At 68.4% G+C, this 25,230-nt stretch carries 23 protein-coding genes; 6 read left to right on the top strand and 17 right to left on the bottom strand.

The genetic code is table 11. The annotated features are described in order from the left end of the window. Positions 1 to 43: 43 nt before the first annotated feature. Together NWFMUON74_RS13135 and NWFMUON74_RS13140 are read right to left on the bottom strand one after the other, a co-directional pair. The gene (locus NWFMUON74_RS13135; RefSeq protein WP_187688078.1) at positions 44 to 625 is read right to left on the bottom strand and encodes a hypothetical protein; all 582 of its coding nucleotides are present in this window, start codon (positions 623 to 625) and stop codon (positions 44 to 46) included. A 212-nt stretch (positions 626 to 837) separates the two neighbouring features. Further along, the gene (locus NWFMUON74_RS13140; protein WP_187688079.1) at positions 838 to 1,713 is read right to left on the bottom strand and encodes a TIGR03621 family F420-dependent LLM class oxidoreductase; all 876 of its coding nucleotides are present in this window, start codon (positions 1,711 to 1,713) and stop codon (positions 838 to 840) included. Positions 1,714 to 1,931: 218 nt separating this feature from the next. Between NWFMUON74_RS13140 and NWFMUON74_RS13145 the strand changes: the two genes are divergently transcribed. Continuing rightward, positions 1,932 to 4,232 carry an MFS transporter gene (locus tag NWFMUON74_RS13145; RefSeq protein ID WP_187688080.1) on the top strand — a complete coding sequence of 767 codons (2,301 nt, stop codon included), beginning with the start codon at positions 1,932 to 1,934 and terminating at the stop codon, positions 4,230 to 4,232. A 200-nt stretch (positions 4,233 to 4,432) separates the two neighbouring features. On the opposite strand, the gene NWFMUON74_RS13150 is transcribed toward NWFMUON74_RS13145, so the two are convergent. The 3 genes from NWFMUON74_RS13150 to NWFMUON74_RS13160 all read right to left on the bottom strand — a co-directional run bounded on the left by NWFMUON74_RS13150 (position 4,433) and on the right by NWFMUON74_RS13160 (position 7,331). Beyond that, positions 4,433 to 5,464 (bottom strand): TIGR03617 family F420-dependent LLM class oxidoreductase, encoded by a 1,032-nt coding sequence (locus tag NWFMUON74_RS13150; RefSeq protein WP_187688081.1) that lies wholly within the window; start codon positions 5,462 to 5,464, stop codon positions 4,433 to 4,435. 54 nt (positions 5,465 to 5,518) lie between these two features. Next, positions 5,519 to 7,045, bottom strand: coding sequence for a substrate-binding domain-containing protein (locus tag NWFMUON74_RS13155; RefSeq protein WP_187688082.1), 1,527 nt, complete (start codon positions 7,043 to 7,045; stop codon positions 5,519 to 5,521). 154 nt (positions 7,046 to 7,199) lie between these two features. Continuing rightward, a complete protein-coding gene (locus NWFMUON74_RS13160) occupies positions 7,200 to 7,331 on the bottom strand; it encodes an NUDIX domain-containing protein (RefSeq protein WP_187688083.1) in 132 nt (43 codons plus the stop codon). A gap of 97 nt (positions 7,332 to 7,428) precedes the next feature. Between NWFMUON74_RS13160 and NWFMUON74_RS13165 the strand changes: the two genes are divergently transcribed. Then, positions 7,429 to 7,833, top strand: coding sequence for a hypothetical protein (locus NWFMUON74_RS13165; protein WP_187688084.1), 405 nt, complete (start codon positions 7,429 to 7,431; stop codon positions 7,831 to 7,833). Positions 7,834 to 8,148: 315 nt separating this feature from the next. Here NWFMUON74_RS13165 and NWFMUON74_RS13170 read toward each other — a convergent pair whose 3' ends face one another. From NWFMUON74_RS13170 to NWFMUON74_RS13180, 3 genes are all read right to left on the bottom strand, one after another. Beyond that, positions 8,149 to 9,060, bottom strand: a complete 912-nt coding sequence (locus NWFMUON74_RS13170; protein ID WP_187688085.1) for a DAPG hydrolase family protein — start codon at positions 9,058 to 9,060, stop codon at positions 8,149 to 8,151. A gap of 71 nt (positions 9,061 to 9,131) precedes the next feature. Next, complete coding sequence (locus NWFMUON74_RS13175; protein WP_187688086.1) at positions 9,132 to 9,995, bottom strand: hypothetical protein; 864 nt, start codon at positions 9,993 to 9,995, stop codon at positions 9,132 to 9,134. A gap of 173 nt (positions 9,996 to 10,168) precedes the next feature. After that, positions 10,169 to 10,813, bottom strand: coding sequence for a TetR/AcrR family transcriptional regulator (locus tag NWFMUON74_RS13180; protein WP_187688087.1), 645 nt, complete (start codon positions 10,811 to 10,813; stop codon positions 10,169 to 10,171). Positions 10,814 to 10,984: 171 nt separating this feature from the next. Between NWFMUON74_RS13180 and NWFMUON74_RS13185 the strand changes: the two genes are divergently transcribed. Beyond that, positions 10,985 to 12,331 carry an MFS transporter gene (locus NWFMUON74_RS13185; protein WP_187688088.1) on the top strand — a complete coding sequence of 449 codons (1,347 nt, stop codon included), beginning with the start codon at positions 10,985 to 10,987 and terminating at the stop codon, positions 12,329 to 12,331. A 64-nt stretch (positions 12,332 to 12,395) separates the two neighbouring features. On the opposite strand, the gene NWFMUON74_RS13190 is transcribed toward NWFMUON74_RS13185, so the two are convergent. The 4 genes from NWFMUON74_RS13190 to NWFMUON74_RS13205 form a co-directional block, all read right to left on the bottom strand. Beyond that, entirely contained in the window at positions 12,396 to 13,745 is a 1,350-nt protein-coding gene (locus tag NWFMUON74_RS13190; protein ID WP_187688089.1) for a hypothetical protein, read from the bottom strand. Between the two features lie 12 nt (positions 13,746 to 13,757). Beyond that, entirely contained in the window at positions 13,758 to 15,062 is a 1,305-nt protein-coding gene (locus NWFMUON74_RS13195; protein ID WP_187688090.1) for a hypothetical protein, read from the bottom strand. 111 nt (positions 15,063 to 15,173) lie between these two features. Next, positions 15,174 to 15,581 (bottom strand): hypothetical protein, encoded by a 408-nt coding sequence (locus tag NWFMUON74_RS13200; RefSeq protein ID WP_187688091.1) that lies wholly within the window; start codon positions 15,579 to 15,581, stop codon positions 15,174 to 15,176. Positions 15,582 to 15,884: 303 nt separating this feature from the next. After that, on the bottom strand, positions 15,885 to 17,483 hold the full coding sequence (locus NWFMUON74_RS13205; protein WP_232111002.1) for a dolichyl-phosphate-mannose--protein mannosyltransferase: 1,599 nt from the start codon (positions 17,481 to 17,483) through the stop codon (positions 15,885 to 15,887). Between the two features lie 119 nt (positions 17,484 to 17,602). Between NWFMUON74_RS13205 and NWFMUON74_RS13210 the strand changes: the two genes are divergently transcribed. Then, a complete protein-coding gene (locus NWFMUON74_RS13210) occupies positions 17,603 to 19,660 on the top strand; it encodes an ArnT family glycosyltransferase (protein WP_187688092.1) in 2,058 nt (685 codons plus the stop codon). A 35-nt stretch (positions 19,661 to 19,695) separates the two neighbouring features. Here NWFMUON74_RS13210 and NWFMUON74_RS13215 read toward each other — a convergent pair whose 3' ends face one another. From NWFMUON74_RS13215 to NWFMUON74_RS13235, 5 genes are all read right to left on the bottom strand, one after another. Then, the gene (locus tag NWFMUON74_RS13215; RefSeq protein ID WP_187688093.1) at positions 19,696 to 20,034 is read right to left on the bottom strand and encodes a YciI family protein; all 339 of its coding nucleotides are present in this window, start codon (positions 20,032 to 20,034) and stop codon (positions 19,696 to 19,698) included. Positions 20,035 to 20,109: 75 nt separating this feature from the next. After that, positions 20,110 to 20,811: an alpha/beta fold hydrolase gene (locus NWFMUON74_RS13220; RefSeq protein ID WP_187688094.1), complete on the bottom strand. Its 702-nt coding sequence runs from the start codon at positions 20,809 to 20,811 to the stop codon at positions 20,110 to 20,112. Between the two features lie 40 nt (positions 20,812 to 20,851). Then, entirely contained in the window at positions 20,852 to 21,562 is a 711-nt protein-coding gene (locus tag NWFMUON74_RS13225) for an alpha/beta fold hydrolase (RefSeq protein WP_187688095.1), read from the bottom strand. Positions 21,563 to 21,715: 153 nt separating this feature from the next. After that, positions 21,716 to 22,195 (bottom strand): hypothetical protein, encoded by a 480-nt coding sequence (locus tag NWFMUON74_RS13230; RefSeq protein WP_232111003.1) that lies wholly within the window; start codon positions 22,193 to 22,195, stop codon positions 21,716 to 21,718. Positions 22,196 to 22,271: 76 nt separating this feature from the next. After that, a complete protein-coding gene (locus NWFMUON74_RS13235; protein WP_187688096.1) occupies positions 22,272 to 22,628 on the bottom strand; it encodes an MmcQ/YjbR family DNA-binding protein in 357 nt (118 codons plus the stop codon). Positions 22,629 to 22,833: 205 nt separating this feature from the next. Between NWFMUON74_RS13235 and NWFMUON74_RS13240 the strand changes: the two genes are divergently transcribed. Continuing rightward, entirely contained in the window at positions 22,834 to 24,876 is a 2,043-nt protein-coding gene (locus tag NWFMUON74_RS13240; RefSeq protein ID WP_187689126.1) for a glycosyltransferase family 39 protein, read from the top strand. Positions 24,877 to 24,993: 117 nt separating this feature from the next. Then, positions 24,994 to 25,221 (top strand): hypothetical protein, encoded by a 228-nt coding sequence (locus NWFMUON74_RS13245; RefSeq protein ID WP_187688097.1) that lies wholly within the window; start codon positions 24,994 to 24,996, stop codon positions 25,219 to 25,221. Positions 25,222 to 25,230: the final 9 nt, after the last annotated feature.

Genomic DNA, 25,230 nt, shown 5'->3' on the forward strand with positions numbered 1-25,230 from the left:
CCACGGCCCCGCGCAACCACCGCGGGGCCGTGAGCGGGCCGCGTCAGTGCACGCTGCGAGGCTGCGGCTGGTCGGCATTCGGCTCGGACCGGTCACTCTGGGACGACCCCGAGGTGACCCGCGATTGCCCGGTCTGCGCGGAGTTGGCTCCCGGCTGTGACTCGCCGTTCTGGACGGAGTTGGCTCCCGGCTGTGACTCGTTGTTCTGGACGGAGTTCGCTCCTGGCCGCGACTCGTCGTTCTGGACGGAGTTGGCTCCCGGCTGCGACTCGTCGTTCTGGACGGAGTTGGCTCCCGGCTGTGACTCGTTGTTCTGGACGGAGTTGGCCCCTGGCCGCGACTGGTCGTTCTGCACGGAGTTCGACGAGTTCTGCGAGTCCCCGTTCGGCACGGGCGGGGAGGGTTGCCCGCGGTTGACGAAGCCCTCGCCACCCGCCTCGTTGTCGTCGTCCTGGGCCTGAACCGCGCGGCCCGACGCGGCCTCCTCGTCCTCGCCCGTGTCGTCGTCCTGCACTTGGACGAACGGGATCGCGGCCGGTGCGGCCACGGCGGGCGCGGCGACCGCCAGCCCGGCGGGCACGGCGAGTGCGGCCAGTGACGCGGCCGCGGTGATGCGGATCCTCATGTGTAACCCCTTCTGTCGATGGGAAGTGGTAACCGTTCAGATCGAGCAGACCGGACTCTAAGGCCGGAGCGGGGTGGTGGTGGGAGGCTCGGTCGATTCGGCGATTGCCCGTTATGTCCGCTCCCGGCCTCGATGGATACGGCGGTCATTCGCCGATACGACCGCCGGGCCGCAGTGGCGAGGACTCTGGCCCGAGCCCCTCGGACGTCGCCCTAGCGCAGTTCCTCGATCACCTTCGCCAGGGCCGTCATTCGCGGCTCGGGGACGGAGTAGTGGGTGATCCCGTAGGCGTCGCGATAGTGCCGGAGCGTATCGGCGATCTCGCGGGCGGATCCGTGCAGGAAGCCGGGGAGGTAGCGCAGTTGCGCATCCGACAGGGTCTGGTTGAACATGCGGGCCATCGACAGATCGGGCTCGCCGAAACCGCGCACGTCCACCCCCTGCACGGTGAGCCCCAGCTCCAGCCCGCCGAAGCGGTCCCCGGCGGCGGCGCGGACGAAATCGACGCGGCGGGCGAGCGCGGCGGTCCCGGCATCCTCGGAATCGATGTCGTCACCCACGGGCACCCCGGCCAGCGCCACGATATCGGCGAGTTCGGCCGCCACCCGCACCAGACGGTCCCCGCGCCCGGCGACCAGCACCGGGATGCCCGGACGAACCGGCGGCTGATGGTCGTTCGCGAACAGGCCGCGGATCTCATTGATGGTCGCGCGCAGGTTGTCGATGCGCTGCCGCCCGCCCGGGAACGGCAGTCCGGCCACCTCGAACTCGGGTTTCGCGAAATCCGGCCCAGCGCCGATCCCGAAATCGAATCGCCCATCGGTGAGCTGGTCCACGGTGGCGACGTCGCGGGCCAGCAGTGCCGGCCGATAGAAACCGGCGTTGAGCACCATGGTGCCGACCCGCACCCGGGTCGTCGCCTCGGCCATGGCGACCAGCGTCGGGAACGGCGAGGTCATCCCCAGATGGTCGGGCACCTGGACCACGTCGAAGCCCAAATCCTCTGCCCGCTGTGCCTTCTCGCGCCATTCGGCCCGCGACCCGGCGGCGGAGAAGCCGACGGCGAACCGAAAAGGACGCGCTGTCATGTCATTTCGATCATGCTCCACTCTGGCACGGTAGCCGATTCGCGGCCGGACCGTCGCGGGCTCCCTCGGTGAGCGAACCACGCGGACGAGTCGAATCTCACAATGCCTCGCGAAGGAGGGTGAGATCACATGGGCGGCAAGGGGACCGGGGCCGCGTTTCTGTTACGGTAAATAACCGGAGAGACGCTCCGTTTCAACTGGTGGAGGACCCCTGTCTCATGGCGCGTGTGAAGTCTCGCCCGCACTACAACGTCGTCTTCGCGGTACTGCTGCTCGGGATCTCCGCGTACGCGCTGCTGCAGTCGATGGTCGTGCCGGTGCTCTCGGTGCTGATTCCCGCCCTGCACACCACGCAGAGCACGGCGACCTGGCTGATGACCGGCTATCTGCTGTCGGCGTCGGTCGCGACGCCGATCCTCGGGCGGATCGGCGACAAGGTCGGCAAGGAGCGCATGCTCGTCGTCACGCTGGTCGCCCTGACGATCGGTTCGCTGATCGCCGCGCTGACCGACTCCATCGGCGTGATGATCGTGGCGCGGGTGATCCAGGGCCTCGGCGGCGGCGTGATTCCCTTGGCGTTCGGCATCATTCGCGACGAGTTCCCCGCGCGCAAGCTGCACGGCGCGGTCGGTATCGCCTCGTCGCTGATCGCCGTGGGCTCCGGGGTGGGCCTGGTGCTGGCCGGGCCGATCGTCGATCATCTGGATTATCACTGGCTGTTCTGGGTGCCGATGATCATCACCGCGGTGGCCGCCGTCGCGGCGGTGCTGTTCGTGCCCGAATCTCCGGTGCGCAGTCCGGGCCGGATCAATTGGGGTGCGGCGCTGCTGCTTTCGGCGTGGCTGGTGGCGCTGCTGCTGGCCGTCAGCAAGGGACCGGCGTGGGGCTGGGGGTCGGGCCTGACGCTCGGGCTGTTCGCGTCGGCGGTGGTGGCGGCGGCCGCGTGGATCGTCGTCGAGCTGAAATCGCGGACACCGCTGATCGATATGCGGACCATGCGCATCCCGGCGGTATGGACCACCAACCTAGTGGCGGTGCTGACCGGTGCGGGCATGTACGCGATGATGACCTTCCTGCCGCAACTGCTGCAGACGCCGAAAGCCGTTGCGGGATACGGTCTGAGCGCGAGCATCACCCAGTCGGGAATCTATCTGCTGCCGCTGTCGGCGGCCATGTTCGTCATCGGCCTCACCATCGGGCCGCTGTCGGCGCGGATCAGTCCGAAGTTCATCGTGCTGATCGGCAGTCTCATCACCGTCCCGGCCTTCGTGATGCTGGCGATCGGCCATGATCACAGCTGGCAGATCTATGCCGCGGGGGCTCTGCTCGGCGTCGGCATCGGACTGGCGTTCTCCTCGATGCCCGCCATCATCGTCGCGGCGGTGCCGCCCGCCCAGACCGGCGCGGCCACCGGCATGAACGCCAACGTGCGCACCGTCGGCGGCGCGATCGGCAGCGCGATAGCCTCGGTCATCCTGACCTCGGGTGCGCAGACCGCGCACGGCCTGCCCGCCGATTCGGGCTATGCCAACGTCTTCTGGTTCCTGGCCGGCGTCTCGGTGCTGGCGGCGGGCGCGGCGGTGATCGTCCCGTCGGTCCGGGCGCACGAACCGCACAGCCCGCGCACGAGCAGCGAGGCGTCCCCGTCCGCGGCGGCCGACCGGATTCCCGACGAGACGCTGATCGCGGCCGCGAGGTCGGCGCCGGAGCCCGCCGTCTCGGCGGCGGTGGTGTCCGGTCTGGACAGCGAGGCCCGGTCCATCGCCGGGCACGTGCGCCGCGAGAACGGCGAGCCGGTGGCGGGCGTGGCGCTGACCCTGATAGATCAACGCGGGCATCAGGTTTCGCGGACGACGGGCGGTCCGGACGGCGGTTACCACCTCGAGGTCCCGCAGGCGGGCGCCTATGTCCTGATCGGTGCCGCGAACGGGCACCGGCCGGTGGCGGTCAATGTCGTCGTCGCCGCGCGGCCGCTGCCGGTCGATCTGACCCTGCCGAGTTCCGGCGAGCTGTCGGGCACCGTGCGCCGGGCCGATTCCGGTGAACCGGTGGCCGGGGCGGCCGTGACACTCACCGACACCCGGGGCGAGGTCGTCGGTGCGGCCGTTACCGGCGCGGACGGCGGCTACCGCTGCCGCGGCGTGCCGTCGGGCACTCACACGGTGGTCGTGGTCGCACCCGGTACGCGTCCGCACGCGGCGACACTGGCCGTGCCCGAGAGCGGACTGCTCCGCTACGACGCCGAACTGGCTCCGATCGTCACGCTGGCCGGTGCCGTGCGCGCCGGGGACCGTACTGTCCCCGACGCCCAGGTGACCGTCCTCGACGCCAACGGCCGGCCGATCGCCACCGCCCGAACCGACGACGAGGGCCGCTACCGAGTCACCGACCTCCCCGCCGGCGACTACGCCGTCATCACCCGCGGTTACCCCTCGGTGATCAGCAACGTCACAGTGACAGGCCGAAGCACCCACGACGTCGAACTGAGCTACGACCACGAACAGCTACCTGTGCGGTAGGGATCGAGTCCCGCCCGTGTTCGTGCGGCGCGGGCGCGTGCACTCTGTGGTCGGCTCGCCGTTCTCGCGGCGCGAGGTCCCGTGGCTTCTGCCCCGCGAGGTTGCGCTGCGGTGCTTGCGGCGGCCCACCACACTTCCTGTCGAACCCACGCGGCGGTGGGAACCGGTTGTGAGCCCGTGGGCTCGGGGCAGGACGGGAGTCAGTGGTGTGTGGTCGGTGGGGTTATCGCGTGTAGTGCGGTGACCAGGTCGGAGATGTCGGCGTGGTCGGGGTCGTAGCCGGGGAAGTAGCAGCAGAGGTCGGATGCGTGGGTGCCGTAGCGTTCTCGCAGTTGTTCGGCACATTCCTCGGGGGTGCCGACGGCGGCGAGCGTGCGCACCATCGGCTCGGTGATCAGGGACCGCATCTCGGTGTACCGGCCCTGTTTGGACAAACCGTTCAGCTCGGGTTGCAAATCTTCCCAGCCCTCGGCGGCGAGGGTGGGGCGATACGGCGGCGTCGATCCGTAGAAGGCGATCAGGCGGGCGACGCCGTCGACGGCCGCGGCCAGCGCCGCCTCGGTGCGGCCGACCGCCACCATGGCCTGGGCGATCACCTCGAATTCGGCGAGGGTCCGGTTCGACCGCCGCAGGCCCTCCTCGATCGCGGGCACGGTGTGCTCGGTGAAGTGCCGGGTGCTGTTGAACGGCATGACCAGCAGGCCGTCGGCGACCTCGGCGGCCGTGCGGGTCATGATCGGCCCGAGCGCGCCCATGAGCACCGGTGGCGGGCCGAACGGGTTGGGACCCGGGTCGAAGGTGGGCGGCATCAGGGTGTGGGTGAAGAATTCGCCGCGAAAGTCCAACGGCGCCTGACCTTCCCATGCGGCGAAGATGGCTCGCACCGCCGCCACCGATTCCGCCGTGCGCCGGGCCGGTCGACCCCACTGACTGCCGTAGCGCTTCTCGATGTGCACGCGCACCTGTGAACCCAGGCCCAGCCGGAAGCGGCCCCGGCTGTACATCTGCAGATCGTAGGCGGCGTGGGCGAGATGCAGTGGGCTGCGCGGACCGGCGATCGCCACATTGGTCATCAGTTCCAGATCGGTCTCGCCCGCGGCGACCACCAGCGGGAAGAAGATGTCATGCGGCCCTTCGAAGGAGAAGATTCCGTCTGCCCCCGCCGCGGCGATGGCCCTGGCGCTGTCACGCACCTCGGCCGGGGACCCCTCGATCTGGAGATGCACTTTCACACGATGTCCTCACGGTCCGGCAGGCAACTGCTGTAGCAGTATGACGCCGGGTGCTCACGGACGCGGACCACACGTCCCGGGCTGCGGCAGATCCTCGCAGGGCGTGTCGCCGCGTGAGCGTACGATGTCCTTGCCCGCGCGGTCGGTGAGGAAGCGGAGAAAGGCCGCCGCCAGGGAGTCATAGGGGAGTTCGCCCTTGCTGTAGGCGTATTCGACACCCCAGAAGGGATAGTCGCCAGTGGCGGCCTCTTCGCGGCCGGGGCGGTGCCCGTCCAGCGCGACCGGGACGACGCCCGGCGCGGCCGCGGCCTCGGCATGGGAGGCGTAGCCGATCGCGCCGGGCGTCCGGGCCACGGCCTCGAGCATGTCGCGGGTGAGCGGCACCTCGCAAGCGGCCGCCCCGGGCGGATCGGTGACCTGGACCGCGCGGCAGCCGGACTGCGGCAGTGGGACCGGACCGCCCGCGAGCAGCCGCTGCTGAAAGGTCTCCCGCGACCCGGAGCCGAGGGCCCGATTGATCAGGCGCACAGGCTGATCCGGCCCGCCGAGTTGCCGCCAATTGTCGATCCGCCCCCGATACAGCTCGCGGATCTGCTCGGTGGTCAGGTCGGGCACGCCGAGCCCACCGTGCACGATGACCGCGAACACGGCCATCGCCAACGGACGCGGCACCAGGTCGGGATAGCCGACGCCCTTCGGTCCGTCGGTGACCGCGAGCAACCCGGGATTCCCGCGGCCCTCCTCGTCCACCCGGGCCAGCCCGCGCTCGCTGCCGTCGAAGGCGAACGTGAAACGCGCTGTGGGACAACCCTTGTGGTACGCGGCGGCGGCGTCGCGGACGACCGGCTCGAACGCCGACGAGCCGACCAGCGTGAGCGAGCCCGAAACACAGTCCGGCGCGGGCGGATCGTCGCCGAGCAGGGCCACGGTGAACTGCACCACGATCACCGCGACCAGGAATGTCATGAACCCCAGCACCGTCCGGGAAAGCCCGGTGCGGCTGCGGGTTTCAGCGACCCGGCCGCCGGTGAGCTTGCCGTGCAGCACCGGTGCCGGGGATTCGCCCTCGCCCGCCGTGCGCTGCAGGATCGCGAAGATCTTGTAGTGGTCGTGCCGGTTCATCGGCACCTTGGGCAGGTCGATGATGCCCATCTCCTGACCAGCGTCCACCCGGGCGCCGATGCCGCGGCCGGGTTCGAGGTGATCGCCGAGCGTCGGCTCGCTCAGTTCGGTGACCGCCATGCCGACCACCCGGCGCTGCGGAAAGTGCAGGTGCAGGCCGACCGGCCCGTCGGGCATCGCGTAGTCGGTCCGATCGATGTCGGTGACGCCGTTGTTCTCGATGCGGATCAGCACGACCGACAGATCCTTGAGCCCCGCCTCGGCCCGGCCGTCCTCCGGCCGTATCTGGGTGAGTACGCCCGGATAGACCGATTCGATCTCACCGGTCACCGGCGTGTCCATCTGCACGCGGTAGCCGAGCTGTTTGCGGCGAATGACCACGAATTCCCACAGAAAGGCGGCCATCGATACCGCGAGCGCGACGAGCGGTAGTCCGATCTGGACCAGATAGTTGTCCACCTGGCGGTATTCCCCCCGAATGCGTTGGTGGCAACCATATTCGGCCCGCCCACGCCCACGGGCCAGATCCGGCATCCGATGTTGGGCAACATTTCACCGGTTCGACAGACGGCGTCCGCTGCTCACGTCAGCGAATCCCTGGTGGAACCGTTCGTCAGCGTCGCGGTCGGCCGTCCCGGGTGGCCGCTCGCCGACCACCCGTGAATTCCGCCTCCAGCCCGAGTTCCTCGTATGCCTCGCGCCGTGCCGCGGCCAAGGGATGCTCACCCGGTTCGGCCTGCTGCATGGTTCGAACCATAGCGGCGGGCACCGACAGGCTCCGCTCCCTCGATAGGGCGCTCTTTTCCGGGTATGCCGTGGAGGTGAGTTCCGGAGGAAAGCCCATGCGCCACATCTCGATTGCCCTGCTCGCCTGCGCGGCGGCGCTGCTGCCGACGGCCTGCGACCGCACCACCGAGGACCTGAACCCCGCGCCCGACACGACCAGCGCGACACCGGTGGCGCCGGGCGCCACCACCCCGAATGCCATACTGCCGCCGCAAAATTCCCGCTCCGTATCGGTGCCCGCGGCCAGCGCTCCCGGCCAGATCCGGCACCGCACCTGCGAAGAACTCGCACCGCGCGTGGAACGCGCCCGCAGCACATCCGGCCAGGCGGGAGTCGACCAGACCGTCGCCGAGGCCATCGCGAATCTCCCCGGCACCCCGGACTGGCAGGTCTTCACCCCAGACCAACGACAGGCCGCGATCGCCGGCGCACACGACGCAGCCACCGGCCACTGCCCTTGAGCCCACAACACACGGATCGCCGACGCTGGTTATGGGGTGGCGGTGTGGGCGTTCGGGTCGAAGCCGCCGGGGATCTCGTAGATGGTGCCGGTGAAGGTGGCGGCGAAGAGGCGGCCGGTGGCGAAGCCGGTGGTGCTGCGGCCGTAGCTGAGGACGCTGGTTTGCGGGCTTCCGGTGCCGAGCAGGCAGTAGCGGCCCGGTGCGTCGACGCGGACGATCTGCCCGGAGGGATTGAAGGGGACGATCGGACGGTCCAGCGAGTCCAGGGTCAGGCCGTCCGGGGCGGCGAGGGTGTCGGGACCGTCGAAGCGCGGTTCAAGCGAATTGGGCGTACAGCTCCGGGAGGAACTGGGCGAGGTGATTCATCTCCTGCCCGCAGTGCAACAGCAGGTCGCGGGCCAGCGGGAGGTCCGGGACCAGGTCGCGGGGGTCGAGGGCGGCGCCGCGTTGGACGGCGTTCGCGGCCTGCTCGGCATCGGGGATGTGCAGTCCGTACATGTCGAGGTAGAAGCGGCTGCGCATCTCACTGCCGCCGGGGACCGGGCGGACCTGGTGCGCCAGCCAGCCGAGATCGATCGGTGCGACCGCGCTGCCCACGCGGGCGAAGACGATGGTGTGGTCGTCGGGCACGTCGAGCCCGTGTGCGCGCGGGTCCTGGAACGCGATGGCCAGCTGCCGCAGCTCGGGCCCGATGTACTCGTCGACATAGGACACCGTCCCGATGTACGGCGGGCGGCCCGGAATCCGGTCGGCGGCGTTGCCGACCGTCGTCGCGGCGAACATGTGCGCGTCGGGGTGCCAGAGCTTGTAGCGGGCCGACTCGATGCTGTGCCAGCCGAACCACCAGTCCCACATGGCCGCGGTGACCCGTGGCATCGGCGTGTGGACGGCCACCCACAACGCGCCGGAACGTGTTCGCCCGTACCCGGTTTCGACAGCGGAGTAGCCGGACGTGGCGAGATCGTCGGCGAGGCGCGGGAATTCGGGGATCAGATCCGCGGGTGTCGGCGGGCCGTCGTGGGCGGTGGTGACGGGGGTCGGCGCCGGGAGGGTGCGCTCGGTCATGAAACGCGAGTACGGCTGCGACCAGTCGGCCGGGGAGTAGCCGGGGTAGCGGACGGTTCCGGTGTCGGCGCGCCCCTGTGCGGCGTTTGCCAGGATCAGCGCTCCCGCACCGGCGGCGGCCGAGACGAACGCCCGGCGTGACAGCGCACCATCTCTCACCATGCGATGAGATTATGATCCGGCGTGCGGGAACGACCGGATGTCACGGGTTTCTGTGACAACGCACAAGCATGTTATCCGTCCGCGGGGCCGTCGTCTCCGGTCCATACCCGCACCGCTCGATGCACCTCGAGCGATGTGGGTCGCGGCTCGGTGGAATAGCCGAGGGCACGGGCGATTTCGGGGTCCATGGTGGTCGGGATCAGTTCGGCCGGGCCGACGCGTTGCATCAGGACATCGTCCAGCTCGGGGCCGAAGTCGGCGCGGGGATCGATATCGCCCTCGTACAGAATCACCATCTTGCCGGGGGCGTCGGGGGAGATGCAGCGGAACAGGGTGCCGCCGTCATCCGTGATCGGGACGAGCCGATTCTCCGGAATGAAGTCCTCGCCGCCACCCCAGGCTTCCTCCCACCAGGGAAGTCCCTCGGGTTCGCCGATGTAGGCGCCGAACGTGTCCAGGTACCGCGGCGCGAGCAGACCGCAGGCGCCGGGCCGATCGGGTCGGCTGAAACCGGCGTGCACAGTGCGCAGGAATTCCCGCACCGGCGCGGGGAAGGCATCCCACAGTGGCGGCTCGGTCTCGCCGAACGTCGCGGGATCCCAACCGGCCCAGAGCGCGTAGGGTTCGCCCACACCCGGGGCCAGGACATACAGCAGCACCCAGACATCGTCCAGCTTGCAGACCCGTACGTCGGCGAGCTGGTCGCGCAGCGCGGCGGCGAAGCGCGGTACGAGGTCGAGGAAGGGCCGATTCCACAGCGCCAGCGCCGCCATACACCGTTGCTGAGGTAATGCCGAGACGGCGATCGGCCGCCACGGTGCGGGCAGATCCGGCGGCGGTGTCACACCGGGCGCGACGAACAGCGCAGTCGACTCGCCGAGTCCGGGATCGATTGCCTCCAGCGATATCTCGTCCAACCCCGCTCCGATCGACACCTTCGCATCACATCGAACAGCAAGTCTCCCGCCGAGTCCATCCTCCGACGCCGGCACCCGCGGGGCGCGCCCGGAACGTCGACCGCGGCCATGAGGTGCGTGCCGGGCGCACGATGAGCGACGTCATGGCGCTGCCTCCCGGACGGATTCGTATTCGGGTGTCGTCGTTCGGACTATCGCGTCCGGTCCGACAATGCCGCCAGCCAGAGGCGAAGGGTGGGCCGGAGATCGTCGGTGGCGTTGCCGGGCAGGGAGCGGGCGCCGTGGAGGCGGTCGAACAGGAGTCCCTCGAGCAGACTGACGAGATCTCTTGCGGCGCGGTCGGAGTCGGCCGCGCCGAGTGAAGCCATCAACTGTTCGGCGGCGGGAGTGGAGAACAGGCACGCCGCGAGCGCCGCCCGCAGGCCCTCGTTCCCGGCCGTGTCCGGCACCAGGGCGTAGCGAGCCAGCGCGTCGCGGCGACGGTCACCCAGCAACCGATCCAGTTGCCCGGCAACGAGTTCGGTGGCGTGGTCGAGTGGATCGGTGAGGGCCGAGACGGTGCGTCCGGGCAGGTCCGTGCGTTCGGCACTGTCGCCCGCATTCTCCAGGGCGGTGTGAAAGGCCGCGCGGGACGCCTCGGCCAGATGCCGGATCGCGGCCTCCAGAAGGTCCTGCCGGGTGCGGTAGTAGTAGGACGTCGAGCCGCGGGCGATGCCGAGGCGGCGGTCGACGGCGTGGTGGGTGACCGCCCGATTGCCGCCGGCGGCGGCGAGGTCGAGCGCCGCCTCGCAGATCGCCCGGCGTCGGGAGGAACCCTGACGGCCGCCGCTATCCATGACGACAATGACGACGCACCTTCCTCTGCTGTGTCACCACAGTCTGACCGAGCGCACACGCGCCGATGGTGACGGGGTCCCGGACTGGAATCGTGCTGAGTCGAACCCTTCTCCGGCGAGGGCCCCGGCCCTACGCTCGCTCGGCGAGTCGACGCCGAAGGAAGGGGCAACATGTCGTTGCTGGATATCGCATCGGCGGACGAGCGCCGGGCGCGACGCGAACCGGAACAGCCGCTCGCAGCCTCGGACACGCGCACGGCGATCGTGGCGAGCCTGATCGGCACGACTGTGGAGTGGTACGACTTCTTCCTCTACTCCACCGCGGCGGGCATCGTCTTCGACAAGCTGTTCTTTCCCAACACCAGCGCCTTCGTCGGCACCATGCTGTCGTTCGCGACCTTCGCGGTGGGTTTCGTGATGCGTCCGGTCGGCGGTCTGGTCTTCGGGCACGTCGGCGACCGCATCGGCCGCAAGCGCACCCTCGCGCTGACCATGGCGATCATGGGCGGCTCCACGGCGCTGATGGGTGTGCTGCCCACCAGCGCCGCCATCGGCATCGCCGCGCCGATCCTGTTGCTGGCGTTGCGGATGCTGCAGGGCTTCGCCCTCGGCGGTGAGTGGGCCGGTGCGGTGCTGCTGGCCGTCGAGTACAGCCCGCGCCGCAAGGTCGGGCTGTTCGGCAGTTATCCGCAGGTGGGGCTGGCGCTGGGCCTGGCCCTGGGCACGGGCGTCTTCGCGCTGCTGCGGACGGTGCTGAGCGAATCGGCGTTCCTCGATTACGGCTGGCGAATCGCCTTCGGTGCCAGCGTGGTGCTCGTCGTGATCGGGCTGGTCGTCCGGTTGAAGATCGACGAGACGCCCGCGTTCCGCGAGATCGACCGGCTCAACCGGATCTCGAAAGTGCCCGTGGTCGAGTTGTTGTTCCGCAACCTGCGGACCCGGCGCAACACCGTGCTGGGGTTGCTGTCGCGGTGGGGTGAGGGCGCGGCGTTCAACACCTGGGGCGTCTTCGCCATCGGTTTCGCCACCGGGCATCTCGGGTTCCGGCAGGTACCGGTGCTGACCGCGGTCACCATCGCCGCGTTGGTGATGGCAGCGCTCATTCCGGTGTCGGGGCGGCTGACCGACCGCTACGGTCCGCGCCGCGTCTACACCGTCGGGATCGCCGCGTACGGGCTGCTGGTCTTTCCGGTGTTCGCGCTGTTCGAAGTCGGCGACATCGTGGTCTTCACCCTCGCGATCATCGCGGTGTTCGGGGTGGCGCACGCGCTGTTCTACGGTGCGCAGGGCACGCTGTACGCGGGTCTGTACCCGCCCGAAGTGCGTTACACCGGACTGTCTTTCGTCTATCAGGTGTCGGGCATCTACGCCTCGGGCATCACGCCGATGATCGTCACCGCGCTGATCGCGGCAGCGGGCGGAACACCGTGGCTGGCATGCGGCTACCTGGTCGCGACAGCGGTCGTCAGCGTCATCGCCACCCTGTTCATCAGCGAGGACGACCGCCTCACCGCCTGATGCCGGAGTCCGCCGCGTCCGGGTCGAACGAGTGACCGTTGAACCGGACTCGGTCAGCACAGCACTACCGCCTCGAATAGCGCCTACTCGTCGGAATGCAGAAATATGATGTCGGTAGCTCCCCGAACAAGTGCTGAACTACCTCGCGGGTGGGCTTTATCGCGGCGAAGGGAGATCCGGGAACTGCGGTGCACATACGCGCATGTATCGACTGCTGCAGCTCTATCTGCTCATCTTCGAAAGCGACAGACCGCGATACCAGCGTCGTCAATTGCGTGACTTCGGCGGCTGTCGGTGCGAGCGCACGGATGCCGCTGGTGTACAGGAATTCCATCGCGTAGTCGTTCCGATCTGAGTCCTCGATCGTGTACGAAGGATCGAGTAGCCGGTCCGTCATGCGCGCTCTCAGATCAGCACTGACCAGCGCGACAGCTCCGCGCAGCATGAGCTCGCCGGAGCTGCCGTCGAGGAGCCGCAGCTGTGGTTGCGATTTCATGCCGAAGCCGTTGTCGCCGTGGCGCTCGAAATGTTGCTCGATCAGACGAGTTGACGGCCGCGGCATCCTGTTCAGGGGGCCGGCGGCGAGAATCGAATGCAATCGCCGACCTAGTTCGCGTCCTCTGATTGCGCAGGCGATCGTCGTGAGATTGAAGTCGGCGACAGCCCGGGCGTAGGCCGAGAAGGCGGGCCAGTCGATCGGAGGCAAAGCGGTCTGCTCCGATTCGTCACCCGGCGGCCCTGGGTGGGCCATGAGTCGATGCACAACCTCATCGATCAGTTTCGGTGGTCCCGCGCAGACTTCGGTGCCGCTTCTACCGACCAGAAGGCCGTGCTGTTCGGCGTAGTCCACGAACTGTCGGGGAGTCACCACAACCTTGTCGAACACTCCGCCGCGGCCGACCGCATCGAGAAGCATCGTCTTGGCGGTTCCGAATACGCCGGCCAGCATCTTGTGCAGCGCCGCCAAACTCGGTGGTACTGCGTGGTTTTCGACATCGGCACGGGAATGCGCGTAGTACGCGGGCAACTGTTGGCCGAAGTAGGAGATCCGGGCTACATCGAGAAGTGTGGATTCCTGTTCGGGGCCGGCGTCGCGGTAGTACGCCGCGCGGAGAAGCTGCACCAGGCGGCGTACTTCTGCCCAGTTCGCGGTGAGACCACGTAATGCACTGACATTCATCGGCAGTCCGGAGTGGACCCTACTGCCCGGATAGCGACAGGTTTCGTACCGGGTGTGTACCTGGCACCGTGTGTCAGAACCGGAACGGATCTCGCCGACCGGCCGTCCTTGTGTATCGAGCCAGTCATCGACTTCACCGGTGAGGAACGACCGATAGCCGTCGAGGTCGCACAGGGGGCCGGGTGCGGAGGGCACCTGGTGTTTGCGGATCGGTCGATCCTCTTCGATGGTCATCAGCGGGCCGGGTTATCGTTGGAGCAACTCGGATCCACCGCCGTCGGCGTGGATCTTGCGGAGCGCGACCTTGACCGTTCGTCCGTCATCGTCGGACACGAACATCGTTGCGGGCGTGGAGCTGACCGCTGGGGCATTCGCCAGATACCGGCGCTGTCGATCGGCAAGGGTCCGATAAAAAGCGAACTCGAAATCCGCCGGACTGATCTCGAATGTGGGAGCCGGTCTTTTCGACAGTGGCCAGTCGATGACGTCGTTACCCGGTTCGAACACGGTCGGATCGCCAGCGCATCGTCGTGGCCGGTTGACCGTGAAGACGTTCTCCATACCTGCTGGTGCGTGCGCAACACCCGCGGGTATGACCATTGCCCGCAGAGGGGAAGGCTTGAACGTGTACACCAACTCGGCGTGGTAGGTCGGCGAATCTCGACGGCAGTCGATAAATCGCATCTCGACGGACTGGTCCAACGGGCCGAGGAAGGTCAGGCGGTCCTCCCACTCCAAATGTATTCCGTATGCGTCGGTCGCGTAGGGCGATGTACCGTGATCGATCACCTGGACAGGAGCGGGATCGGTCAGGGCAACGTAACCCGCATCGTCGCCCGACCAGACCGCCAAGTGCCGACTCCACCCGAGGCCATGTATACCGTCGATCTGCTCCCATTCCGGTACCCGCTGCTGATGCGTCAACCTCTTCCTGATCATGAGCGTCGACACTGTTCCGTCGGGGAGGGTCACTTCTTCTGTGAACGGATATTCATGATCCACCGACCCGAGCGTTTCGGACTGCATCCTGCTCAACAGCTCGTAAAACCTCGGGGAAGCAGGATAGGGATTCGGATCGGCGATCGGGAGTTCCTCGTCCGCGCTGTCGAGTGGGAAGTTGAGAATGTCGGCCCCCGTTGCCCACGGGTTCTTATCGGTCATCAAAACGTCCGGCGGCGGAAGATAAGCACGGAAGGTGTTCAGAGTGAAAACGCCATCCAAGTCGTCGAAGCAGTGCCCGACGCCGCACGGTATACGTAGCGTTCGCGAAACGCTCGGATGAAACGTCAGGTCGACTTTTCGGTGAAACGTCGGAGAGTCACGTCGACAGTCCACGAAGTGACCGGTCGCGGTCTTCTCGCGCGAGCCGAGAAAGGTGAGACGGTCTTCCAATCCGAGATGGAACCCATAATGCCCGTGGGAGAAGGGTTGCTCACCGTGAAATACGATATGCACCAGGTCCGAGGTCGGAAACGGGACGACAACGGACTCGCGACCGTTTTCGAGAGTATGGGTATCAAGCCATTCGAGGCCATCGATACCTGTCGGCACAGCTCGAGGTGAAGTCACTTGTCAACCTCCGCGAAGGTGGGCGTAGGGGCCGCATCGGCCCGCCGCCCCCTGGAACGGGGTGCGGCGGACCAATATCCGATATCCGACAGATTATCGACCGACCACGGTACGTGGCAGTGATTTCGCGTCGCCGGGATCCAGCACGTCGACCTGATAGCCCTGGGCCCTGGCCGACTCGATCAGGTCGTTCAAATTCTGTTCCGGGAACAGCTCAGTGAATTTTGCCACCACTTCCGACTTGATATTCATCAGCGCGGCCGCCGTCAATGCGGTCTTGGCTCCGGAATCCACCTCGGGTGTGGTCATCACATGATTCAGCATCAGCACCCCGAGTGCTTTGTCGCCGGCCGCGACATCCTTACCAGCGACCGCGCCGGGCGCGCTGACGCGCGCGACCAATCGGATCGCGGCACCTTCGAATGCGCCGAGATCCGGGGCCACGGATTCGTCATAGAGCGACCCGAAGAACCGCTTCGCTTGTTCGACTTCCAGGGACATGTTTTTCCGCCCTCCGTGAAAAGGAATCAGCATTGCTTACTTGCCCTAAACAGAGACCGGCTACTCGGTACGAACTGACACTATCTCGGGCGACAAGCCCAGGCGCGCAGCCCTTCTCCATGTCGGCACCATCTACCAAGAACTTCTCATTGGACGCGTCCGAGACCAGTATCGCACAAGAATCGCCCGGTATGGCAACAACAATCTGCATTCTTTGCGGAGTCGAAAAAGACCTTGTTTCTCGTGGATGTAATAGTCGGTCGTCCGTGTGGAACCGAGGTCGGCCTGTGGCGGCAGTGAGGGTCAGCGCCAGCTGGGGAGCCAGAGGTGGTCGAGCCAGGCGGCGGGGGTGATGGGGTAGGCGGTGAGGATGGGCCATAGCCAGATGAAATCGGCTACCACTATGCCGAGGTAGAGGGAGATGGCCAGGAGGGTGAGGGTACGTCTTTCGGTGCGGGGCAGGGTTGTTCGGCCGTCGGGGGTGCGGGTGGTGGGGGCGGGGCCGAGGATGTCGGCGAGGGTCAGGGCCAGGCCCATGGCCAGGAAGGGGGCCAGGGGGACGGCGTAGAAGTAGTACATCTGGCGGTCGAGGTTCAGCAACCACGGGAGGATTCCGGCGCAGTAGCCGACGAGGACGGCGGCGTAGCGCCAGTCGCGGCGAGTCGTGCTGCGCCACAACGCCCACGACAGCATGGGTAGCGACAGCCACCACAGGGCGGGCGTGCCGATCAGCATCACGGCCTTGACGCACGCGGGTTCGCCGCAGTTGCCGGTCGCGCTGTCGGAATAGTGGAACAGCATGGGGCGCAAGCTCATCGGCCACGACCACGGTTTGGATTCCCAGGCGTGATGATTGCCCGCCGAATTCGTCAGGCTCGCATGGAAATTCAGTGATTCTCCGTGGTTGTGCCACAGCGAACGCAGCGCGTCCGGCAGCCACGACCAGCTGCCGCCGACACCGATCGTGCCCTTCCCGGCGGCGGGATTGCCGACCGAATACCGGTCGTAGCCGTCCTCGCTCGCGAACCACGCGCCATAGCTCGCGAGGTAGACCAGCAGCGGAACGACAACGAGCGCGTACAACGCGGGACCGACATCGCGCACGGCGGTACCCGCCCACGGCCGCGGCACCCCGTAGGCGCGGCGCGCGGCGACATCGAAGCACACCGACAGCAGGCCGAACGCCGCGACGAAATACAGCCCGGACCATTTCGTCCCGCACGCCAACCCGAGCAGCACCCCACCGCCGAACCGCCACCACCGCACACCGAGCCGTGGACCGAACCCGCTCACCGCGATGCGCCCTTCGGCGTCGGCGCGCGCCAACCGGCACCGGACCTCGTCGCGATCCACGACCAGGCAGCCGAACGCGGCCGTGACGAACACCGCCTGGAAGATGTCGAGCATGCCGATGCGCGAGGCGACGAAGCTGGTGCCGTCGCAGATCAGCAGCAGGCCCGCGATCGCGCCGATCATCGTGGAGCGCGTCAGCCGCCGCGTGATGCGAATTACCAGCAGTACCAACACCGTTCCGAAGACCGCCGCGGTGAACCGCCAGCCCCACGGCGTGTAGCCGAACACGATCTCACCCAGTGCGATCAGCTGCTTGCCGACCGGCGGGTGCACGATCACCCCGTAGGCCGGGTTGTCCTCGACGCCGCTGCCGGTGAGCATCTCCCACGCTTGGTGGGCATAGTATTTCTCGTCGAAGGTCGGGGTGCCGCCGTCGGTGGGATAACCCAGGTTCAGCAGCCGGGTGACCGCCGCCATCGTGGTGAGGACCACGGTGACCAGCCAGCCGCGCAGGCTGTCGGCAGGACCGAAATCGGGAGTGGGCCGTAGCGGCGCCGGACTGGACGGCGCCGGGCCGATGGCCGCTCGCGCGTCGGTCAGCTGGGGCACCGACCGATCGTATGCGGTCGTCAGCGCGTCGGCGGACTCACAGCGAATCCCCAGGCAGCGTCGACCCGATCCCCAGCCCGCTGCCGGAACATGGGTGCGACACGCGCGAGAGGACTGCTATGACGACGACCGAAGCGCCCGCCGATCGGGCCGAGTCCACCGCCCCGCGAGAGTCGCCGCCGTGGCGACCGCGTGGGAAACGCCTGCTGTTCGGGCCGCCCGAGCAGCCGCGGTGGGCTCGTCCGGCGCTGTGGGCGCTGCTGGTGGCGACACTGGTGTGCTATCTGTGGGGTCTGAGCGCGCTCGGCTGGGCCAACGAGTACTACGCGGCCGCGGTGCAGGCGGGGACGCAGAGCTGGAAGGCGCTGCTGTTCGGGTCGCTGGACGCCGGGAACGCGATCACCGTCGACAAGCCGCCCGCCGCGCTGTGGGTGATGGGGTTGTCGGGGCGGCTGCTGGGATTCGGCACGTTCTCGATGCTGCTGCCGCAGGCGCTGATGGCGGTCGGGTCGGTCGCGCTGCTCTACGCGGCCGTGCGGCGGTGGAGTGGACCGGCGGCCGGGTTGCTCGCCGGTGGTGTGCTGGCGTTGACGCCGGTGGCGGTCACCATGTTCCGGGACAACAATCCGGACGCCCTGCTGGTGTTGCTTCTGGTGGTCGCGGCCTACTGTGTGGTGCGCGCGATCGAGCGCGGCAGTGGATGGTGGCTGGCGGGTGCCGGTGTCGCGGTCGGGTTCGGGTTTCTGACGAAGCTGCTGCAGGCGTTCGTGGTGCTGCCCGCCCTCGCGGCGGCCTTCTTGATCGCGGCACCCATCGGGTTGTGGGCGCGGATCTGGAAACTGCTGGGAGCCGCTGTGGCCGTGGTGGTTTCGGCCGGGTGGTTCCTGGTGCTGGGGACGGTGTGGCCGGCGGACTCGCGGCCCTACATCGGCGGCTCCACGAACAACAGTCTGTTGCAGCTGGCGCTGGGGTACAACGGGCTGGGGCGGGTCTTCGGCGGTGAGGGGAACGGCGGGCCCGGTGGCGGTCCGGGCGGTGGCGGTCCGGGTGGTCGCCCGGGTGCGATGTTCGGCGGAGATACCGGGATCATCCGGCTGTTCCGCGACGCGATGGGCACCGAGATCTCCTGGCTGCTGCCGGCGGCGCTGATCGGGCTGGTAGCGCTGCTGTGGCGCACGCGAGCCACGCCGCGCACCGGGCGCACCCGGGCCGCGCTCGTGCTGTGGGGTGGCTGGCTGCTGGTCACCGGTCTCGTCTTCAGCTTCATGAAGGGGATCATCCATCCCTACTACACGGTGGCGCTGGCTCCCGCCGTCGCCGCGCTGATCGCCGTGTCCGTCGTCGAATTGTGGCGTGCCAGAGCATCTTTCACTTCGCGGGTGATCTTGGCCCTGATGTCGGCCGTGACGGGTGTGTGGGCCTTCGTCCTGCTCGGCCGCACACCCGACTGGTTCCCGGCGCTGCGCTGGGTCGTGCTGATCGGATGTGTCGTGGTCGCGGTCGTGATCGTGGCGGGCGCACACCGGCTGGGGAAGTGGACCGCCGTGCTCGCGGTCAGCGGCCTCCTCACCGGTCTCGGTGGTCCGGCCGCCTTCGCGATAAACAATGTGGCGGTAAACGATTCGCACACCGGCGGCATGCCGACCTCGGGCCCGAAGACCGACCGCGGTGGTTGGGGTGGCCCACGCCCGGCCGGTGACGACGATGGGAACGGCGCGCCCGGCGGTGGCACCGGAACCCCGGGTGGGGACGGTGGTCCCGGCGCCCCGGGCACCGAAACGCCTTCGGGCGCAATCGGAAACGGCGACGATGCCTTCCGTCGCACCGGTCCGGGTGCTTCGCCGAGCAATGCCGCGCTGAACAAGCTGCTGGAGGAGACCGACAACCGCTGGGCCGCGGCCGCGCTGGGATCGCACGAGGTCAGCAGCCTCGAGCTGGCCACCGGGAAATCCTTGCTGGCCATCGGCGGATTCAGCGGCGGCGACCCCTACCCGGCCCTCGCCCGGTTCCAGAAGTACGTCGGCGACGGCGAAATCCGCTATTTCATCGGTGGCGAGCAGCGCGCCCCCGGCCGTTCCGGCCCCGGCGCCGACATCGTGGCATGGGTGAAGGCACACTTCACCGCCATCGACGTCGGTTGCACCACGGTCTACGACTTGACCACCCCGGTGTCGTAGCCCCGACACCCGGCCCGATCCCGGCGACCGGATGGTCAGGCAGGCAGGGCGTCGCCGGGGAAGCCGTGGCAGGGGTGTACCTCGCAGCGCATCATCCCGGCTCGCACGCAAGGATCTCCCGCCATGATCTCGGTGGCTTCCTCCGGCGGCACGGTCATGATCGCCACGCCTGCGATGGCGTCGGAGACGACCGGACAGAGGACCGCGATCACCCCGTCGGCACGAAGCGACACCATGCGGCGCTGATGCTCGAGCTCTATGGCGTCCGCGCCGTTCATGGTGCGCTCCGGTGTCCATTGCAGGAGCGCCAGGCTGAAGGGCCTCGCCGTCGAGGCCAGAGCCTGGATCTGTGCGTCGGTCACCGTCGTGCTCACGGTGTCTCCTTCGTTCGGGATGTGCTCGGCCACCGTGACGATAATCCCCTCGCGGCCGCGGAGGTGGCTGATCGGCTACCGCGCGGCGGCTCGGCCGATCAGGTCGGCGACTTCGGCCGGGCGCGATACCGCCACCGCGTGGGACGCCGGCGTTTCGATGCTGATCGCGTCCGCGCGGTCGGCCATGTATCGCTGCGCCTCGATCGGGATGTTCTTGTCGCCGGTGGTGAGCAGGGCGTAGGTGGGAAGCGTCCGCCAGGCCGCCGCGGTGGCGGGCTGCTGCAAGGCGGCGAGAGCCACCGGGCGCTGGGTGGCTGCCATCAGCTGCGCGGTGGCCGGGTCGACATCGGCGGCGAACTGGCCGGGGAACTCGTCCTGACGGATGTAGAGCTCGGTTCCGGTGGTGCCGTCGGCCAGCGGATACTCGGCGGGCCGGGTGGTCGGGCCGAGGGTCGAGCCGGGAAACTTGTCGGTCAGTTCGAGGGCGCTCTCGCCGATGTCGGGGATGAACGCCGCGATGTAGACCAGGGCGCTGACATTCGGCTTGCCTTGTGCCGCAACGGTGATCACGCTGCCGCCATAGGAATGCCCGGCCAGTACGCACCGATCGGCCACGGTGTCGAGGACCGAGGCGACATAGGCGGCATCGGAGTCCAGCCCGCGCAGCGGATTGGCGGCGGCGAGCACCGAATGCCCTTGGGCGGTAAGGCGTTCCACGACGCCGTTCCAGCTGGAGGAATCGGCGAAGGCGCCGTGGACGAGGACTACGGTGGTCATGACGAGGTGGCCCTTTCTCGGACGCCGGAAACGAAGCGGTTCAGGACAACTCGGTGACGGCGGCGGTGAGCACGGCGGTCACTTCGTCGGGGTGGGTCTGCATGATCAGGTGCGGGCCGTCGATCTCGGTGACCGAGCGCAGCCCGGCGCGCCGGTAGCCGAATCGCTCCACGTCGGGGTTGATGGTGCGGTCAGCGGTGGAGACGATGCCCCAGCCCGGCTTGGTCTTCCAGGCCGCGGCGGTGGCGGGCTCGGCGAAGGCGGCGGCGGCCAGCGGGCGCTGCGAGACGGCCAGCACCGCGGCGCGCCCGCGGTCCAGACCGGCCGCGAAGATCTCGGGGAAGGCGTCGACCTCGACCGAGACATCGGTGCCGGGCTCGCCGTCGGCGGGGTAGGGCGAGTAGACCAGGTGGGCGGCGAGTTCGGAATCGGGAAATCCGCCTTGCAACTGCCCGAGGCTCTCGCCTTCGTCGAGGGCGTATCCGGAGACGTACACCAGTCCGGCGACGTTCTCGGCGAGGCCCGCGACGGTGATGACCGCGCCGCCGTACGAGTGCCCGGCCAAGAGCACCGGGCCGTCGATCTGTTCGGCGAAGGACCGGATGTACGCGGCGTCGGCGGACAGGCTCCGGTTGAACACCGATGGCGCGGCGACGGACAGGCCCTTGGCGAGTAGCCGCTCGACAACCGGAGACCAGCTGGAGGCGTCGGCGAACGCGCCGTGCACGAGAACGATGGTGGGGGAGGACATGGCGGCCTTTCATCGATGCGCTGAAACACCGTCAGTATCGAGCCGGGACGGTCGTGCGCACCCCGCCTGATCGGCCGTCAAACCCCCTTATCAGGACAGCTGCGGCGCGGACATGGTCGCTTCGGTCCATGTCCGCGCCGAACCGGCGTGTGGTCAGCTGATATCGATCGTTCCGTCGAACACCATCGGGGTGGGCCCCGGCTGGCGGTCGCGGAACGAGTTGACCGGCATCGGGATCCCGTATCCGATCATGTTGGGCGCGCCGCCTCGACCCTTCGTCAGAGTCACCTGAATGGCCATCGAATCGGGCGCGAAGACCATCACCGGCTGGGCGGTGGAGATCGGGTACACCAGCGAGACCGTGTCACCCGCGACTCGCAGGCAGGTGACCGGCCCGGTGACCTTGACCGGCAGTGGCATGTTCCCGAATCGTCCGGTTGCGGTGTACGTCCCGGCGGCCGGTCCGTCGCCGGTGCCCGCGGCATCGACGTGCAGGATGCTCAAGCCCAATACCTGCATGTTCCCATCGATCGAGACGGTGGCCGGTGCTGCTGCGGCCTGACCGGCGCCCGCGGTCGCGACCGCGGTGGCCATCGCCGCCCCGATGCCGAGGCGTGTGAGCCAAGTCTTCATAACGAAACCTCCAATCGTGAGTTATGCGCGCCGTATACCCGGCTCACGCGCACCCAACCCACGGCGGCATCAAGCCTCAGAGCCCGCCCGGATGCGCCAGGTCGTAGGCGCGGGAGAGTTTCCGGGGGACGACCATGCGCCAGGCGTCGACGACGAGTTCCCGGGCTTCGGCCGGGTCCAGGGCCGCGAGGTCGGCGTGGATCCAGTTGAAACGCATGTCCGATGCCGACGGCAGCTGGAACTTGTGCGGCTCGTTCGCGACGAACGCCGCTCGCTCCTCCTTGGGGAACGCGAAACCCATCACGGTCTCGTCCAGGGAGAACGCCACGTAGACGATCTGCTTGACACGAAACTTCAACCTGCCGTGGACATAGACCCGGTACGAGCGCTCCAACTCGGCCCCCAGCGGGCTGACATCCTCGATTACCGCCATGGTCCGACTCCTGTCTGCCGATCTGTACAGAAGCTTCGACTACAGAGCTACCCGGAATTCATCGCCGGGGCTCCCAGGAAATCCACAGCTCGGGCGCAGGCGGCGGCCACGATGGGTGAGCAGGATCGGACCGGTGACTTCGACCGTGCTGGAATCTGTGGAAGTGCCCGCCGAGCGACCGCGGCCCGTGGACGCGCGCGCCCGCATGTGGCGGCGGCTGTCGCTGGCGGGTCTGCTGGCGGTGACCGCGGTGCTGTACTTGTGGGGCCTCGGGGCCGGTGGCTGGGCCAACCAGTTCTATGCCGCCGCGGTGCAGGCGGGCTCGACCAGCTGGAAGGCGATGCTGTTCGGGTCCAGCGACGCCGCCAACGCGATCACCGTGGACAAGACTCCGGGCGCGCTGTGGGTGATGGATCTGTCGGCGCGGGTGTTCGGGTTCAACTCGTGGAGTCTGCTGGCGCCGCAGGCGCTGGAGGGGGTGGCCGCGGTCGGCGTGCTGTACGCGGCCGTGCGACGGGCCAGCGGGCACTGGCCGGGGATCCTGGCAGGGGCGGTGCTGGCGCTGACTCCGGTGGCGGCGTTGATGTTTCGCTACGACAACCCGGACGCGCTGCTGGTGCTGCTGCTGACCGCCGCGGCCTACTGTGTGCTGCGCTCGGTCGAAAAGGGCGCTGCCGCATGGTGGTTGCCGCTGGCGGGGGTGGCCGTCGGGTTCGGTTTCCTGGCCAAGATGATGCAGGCGTTCCTGGTGCTTCCCGCCTTCGCCGTGGTGTATCTGCTCGCGGCGCAGGTGCCGTGGCGGACCCGGATCGCCCGATCGGTGGCGGCCGTGCTCGCCATGGTGGTGTCGGCGGGGTGGTACCTGCTGCTGGTGGAGCTGTGGCCCGCGGGTTCCCGTCCGTACATCGGCGGATCGCAGGACAACAGCATTATCGAATTGACCCTCGGGTACAACGGTTTCGGCCGGATCACCGGCAACGAGACCGGCGGCTTGGGCAACACCAACTTCGACGCCGGATGGGACCGGCTGTTCGCTTACCAGATGGGCGGCCAGGTGGCGTGGTTGCTGCCGGCGGCGGTGATCCTGGGCGTGGCCGGTCTGTGGCTGCGGCGGCGGGCGCCGCGCACGGACGCGGTACGGGCGGCGCTGCTGCTGTGGCTGGGCTGGCTGGTCGTGACCGGCGTGGTGTTCAGCTTCTCCAACGGCATCCTGCACCCGTATTACACGGTGGCCTTGGCTCCGGCCATCGGCGGCGCGGTGGGCGTGGGCGCGGCCTCGGTGTGGCGGCGGCGCAACGATCTTCGCGCGAACCTGGTCCTCGCGGGTGCGCTGGCGGCCACCGTCTGGCTCGCCTCCGTGCTACTGCGGCGCACCCCGGACTGGCTGCCGTGGCTGGCACCGGCGATCGTGGTCGCGGGCGTGCCGGGCACTGTGCTTCTGCTGGTGCGGCACCGGCTCCCGAACGTGGTCGCCGCCGGTTCGGTCACCCTTGCGCTGCTCGCCGCCGGAGCGGGACCGGCCGCGTATTCCCTTGCCACGGTTGCCGATACGCATTCGGGCGCCATGCCCTCCGCGGGCCCGGCGGGCGCGGGTCACTTCGGCCCGGGCGGCCCCCGCCCCGGCGGCGGAGACGGCCGGGCACCCGACGGCCGCACCACCACCGGTCCCTTCGCCCAACCGGACGGACGCCCCCAATCCGGCACCGGTCCGATGCCGAGCACCGGCGTCCGGTCCGGTGCTGGGGTCGTGCCGGGGGCCGGGGTGCAATCGGGTGCTGGGGTCGTGCCGGGGGCCGGGGTGCAGTCCGGTGCTGGGGCGGCAGGGGCGACTGTGGATGGTGGTGTGGGTGTGCGGACCGGTGGGATGGGGATGGGCGGGCCTTTCGGGGCGGTGAAGCCGGGGGCGAACATCGTGGCGGCGCTGCGGGCCGACGCGGGTGCTTACACCTGGGCGGCCGCGATGATCGGTTCCGACAACGCCGCCGCGTATCAGCTGGCCACCGGGGAGCCGGTGATGGCGATCGGCGGCTACAACGGCACCGACCCGGCGCCCACCCTGGCGCAGTTCCAGCAGTATGTGGCCCAGCACCGGATCCACTACTTCATCGACGGCTCGGTGATGTTCGGCATGCGCGGCGCGACCACCGGCAGCCAGGAGTCAGCTGCGATCGCCGCCTGGGTGAAGGCCCACTACCCGGCCCGGACCATCGACGGCGTAACCGTCTACGACCTCACCACCACGGCCTGACCCGCCGAACCACGCCCGTCGACGAATTTTCGCAAAGCGATTACGCGGTTCGGTGCGGTGGGTAAACATCAATGGTCGGTGCCGGTTCGCCGGCGGGTCCCGGACAGGAGGCCTCTGATGTGGCGAGATATCACGAGATCGGTGGTGTGGAAGCACCTGATGCGCGGCATCGTGCTGCTCGGCTCCGCGTCGTGCGGGGCGGCCGGGGTCTACGCCGAGTACCACCGTGCGCTGCAGGACGCCGCCGCGGCCCAGCCTGCCCTGTCGACGGAGCCGGACTGGTCGATCCCGCACCGGTGGTACGAGCAGGCCCACCACTCGGGCCGCCCCGATCTGTCCTGGTGAGTGCCCGGC

It is taken from the genome of Nocardia wallacei (assembly GCF_014466955.1).
In the GTDB taxonomy this organism is placed as follows: Bacteria; Actinomycetota; Actinomycetes; order Mycobacteriales; family Mycobacteriaceae; genus Nocardia; species Nocardia wallacei.

Excerpts from the sequence above, each read along its gene's own strand:
- NWFMUON74_RS13165 (WP_187688084.1), top strand. The coding sequence starts at position 7,429 with ATGCGCCACATCTCGATTGCCCTGCTCGCCTGCGCGGCGGCGCTGCTG.
- NWFMUON74_RS13135 (WP_187688078.1), bottom strand. The coding sequence starts at position 625 with ATGAGGATCCGCATCACCGCGGCCGCGTCACTGGCCGCACTCGCCGTG.
- NWFMUON74_RS13140 (WP_187688079.1), bottom strand. The coding sequence starts at position 1,713 with ATGACAGCGCGTCCTTTTCGGTTCGCCGTCGGCTTCTCCGCCGCCGGG.
- NWFMUON74_RS13190 (WP_187688089.1), bottom strand. The coding sequence starts at position 13,745 with ATGACCATCGAAGAGGATCGACCGATCCGCAAACACCAGGTGCCCTCC.
- NWFMUON74_RS13170 (WP_187688085.1), bottom strand. The coding sequence starts at position 9,060 with ATGGTGAGAGATGGTGCGCTGTCACGCCGGGCGTTCGTCTCGGCCGCC.
- NWFMUON74_RS13245 (WP_187688097.1), top strand. The coding sequence starts at position 24,994 with ATGTGGCGAGATATCACGAGATCGGTGGTGTGGAAGCACCTGATGCGC.
- NWFMUON74_RS13200 (WP_187688091.1), bottom strand. The coding sequence starts at position 15,581 with ATGTCCCTGGAAGTCGAACAAGCGAAGCGGTTCTTCGGGTCGCTCTAT.
- NWFMUON74_RS13220 (WP_187688094.1), bottom strand. The coding sequence starts at position 20,811 with ATGACCACCGTAGTCCTCGTCCACGGCGCCTTCGCCGATTCCTCCAGC.
- NWFMUON74_RS13185 (WP_187688088.1), top strand. The coding sequence starts at position 10,985 with ATGTCGTTGCTGGATATCGCATCGGCGGACGAGCGCCGGGCGCGACGC.
- NWFMUON74_RS13225 (WP_187688095.1), bottom strand. The coding sequence starts at position 21,562 with ATGTCCTCCCCCACCATCGTTCTCGTGCACGGCGCGTTCGCCGACGCC.
- NWFMUON74_RS13180 (WP_187688087.1), bottom strand. The coding sequence starts at position 10,813 with ATGGATAGCGGCGGCCGTCAGGGTTCCTCCCGACGCCGGGCGATCTGC.
- NWFMUON74_RS13210 (WP_187688092.1), top strand. The coding sequence starts at position 17,603 with ATGACGACGACCGAAGCGCCCGCCGATCGGGCCGAGTCCACCGCCCCG.
- NWFMUON74_RS13160 (WP_187688083.1), bottom strand. The coding sequence starts at position 7,331 with ATGCAGCAGGCCGAACCGGGTGAGCATCCCTTGGCCGCGGCACGGCGC.
- NWFMUON74_RS13235 (WP_187688096.1), bottom strand. The coding sequence starts at position 22,628 with ATGGCGGTAATCGAGGATGTCAGCCCGCTGGGGGCCGAGTTGGAGCGC.
- NWFMUON74_RS13230 (WP_232111003.1), bottom strand. The coding sequence starts at position 22,195 with ATGAAGACTTGGCTCACACGCCTCGGCATCGGGGCGGCGATGGCCACC.
- NWFMUON74_RS13240 (WP_187689126.1), top strand. The coding sequence starts at position 22,834 with ATGTGGCGGCGGCTGTCGCTGGCGGGTCTGCTGGCGGTGACCGCGGTG.
- NWFMUON74_RS13145 (WP_187688080.1), top strand. The coding sequence starts at position 1,932 with ATGGCGCGTGTGAAGTCTCGCCCGCACTACAACGTCGTCTTCGCGGTA.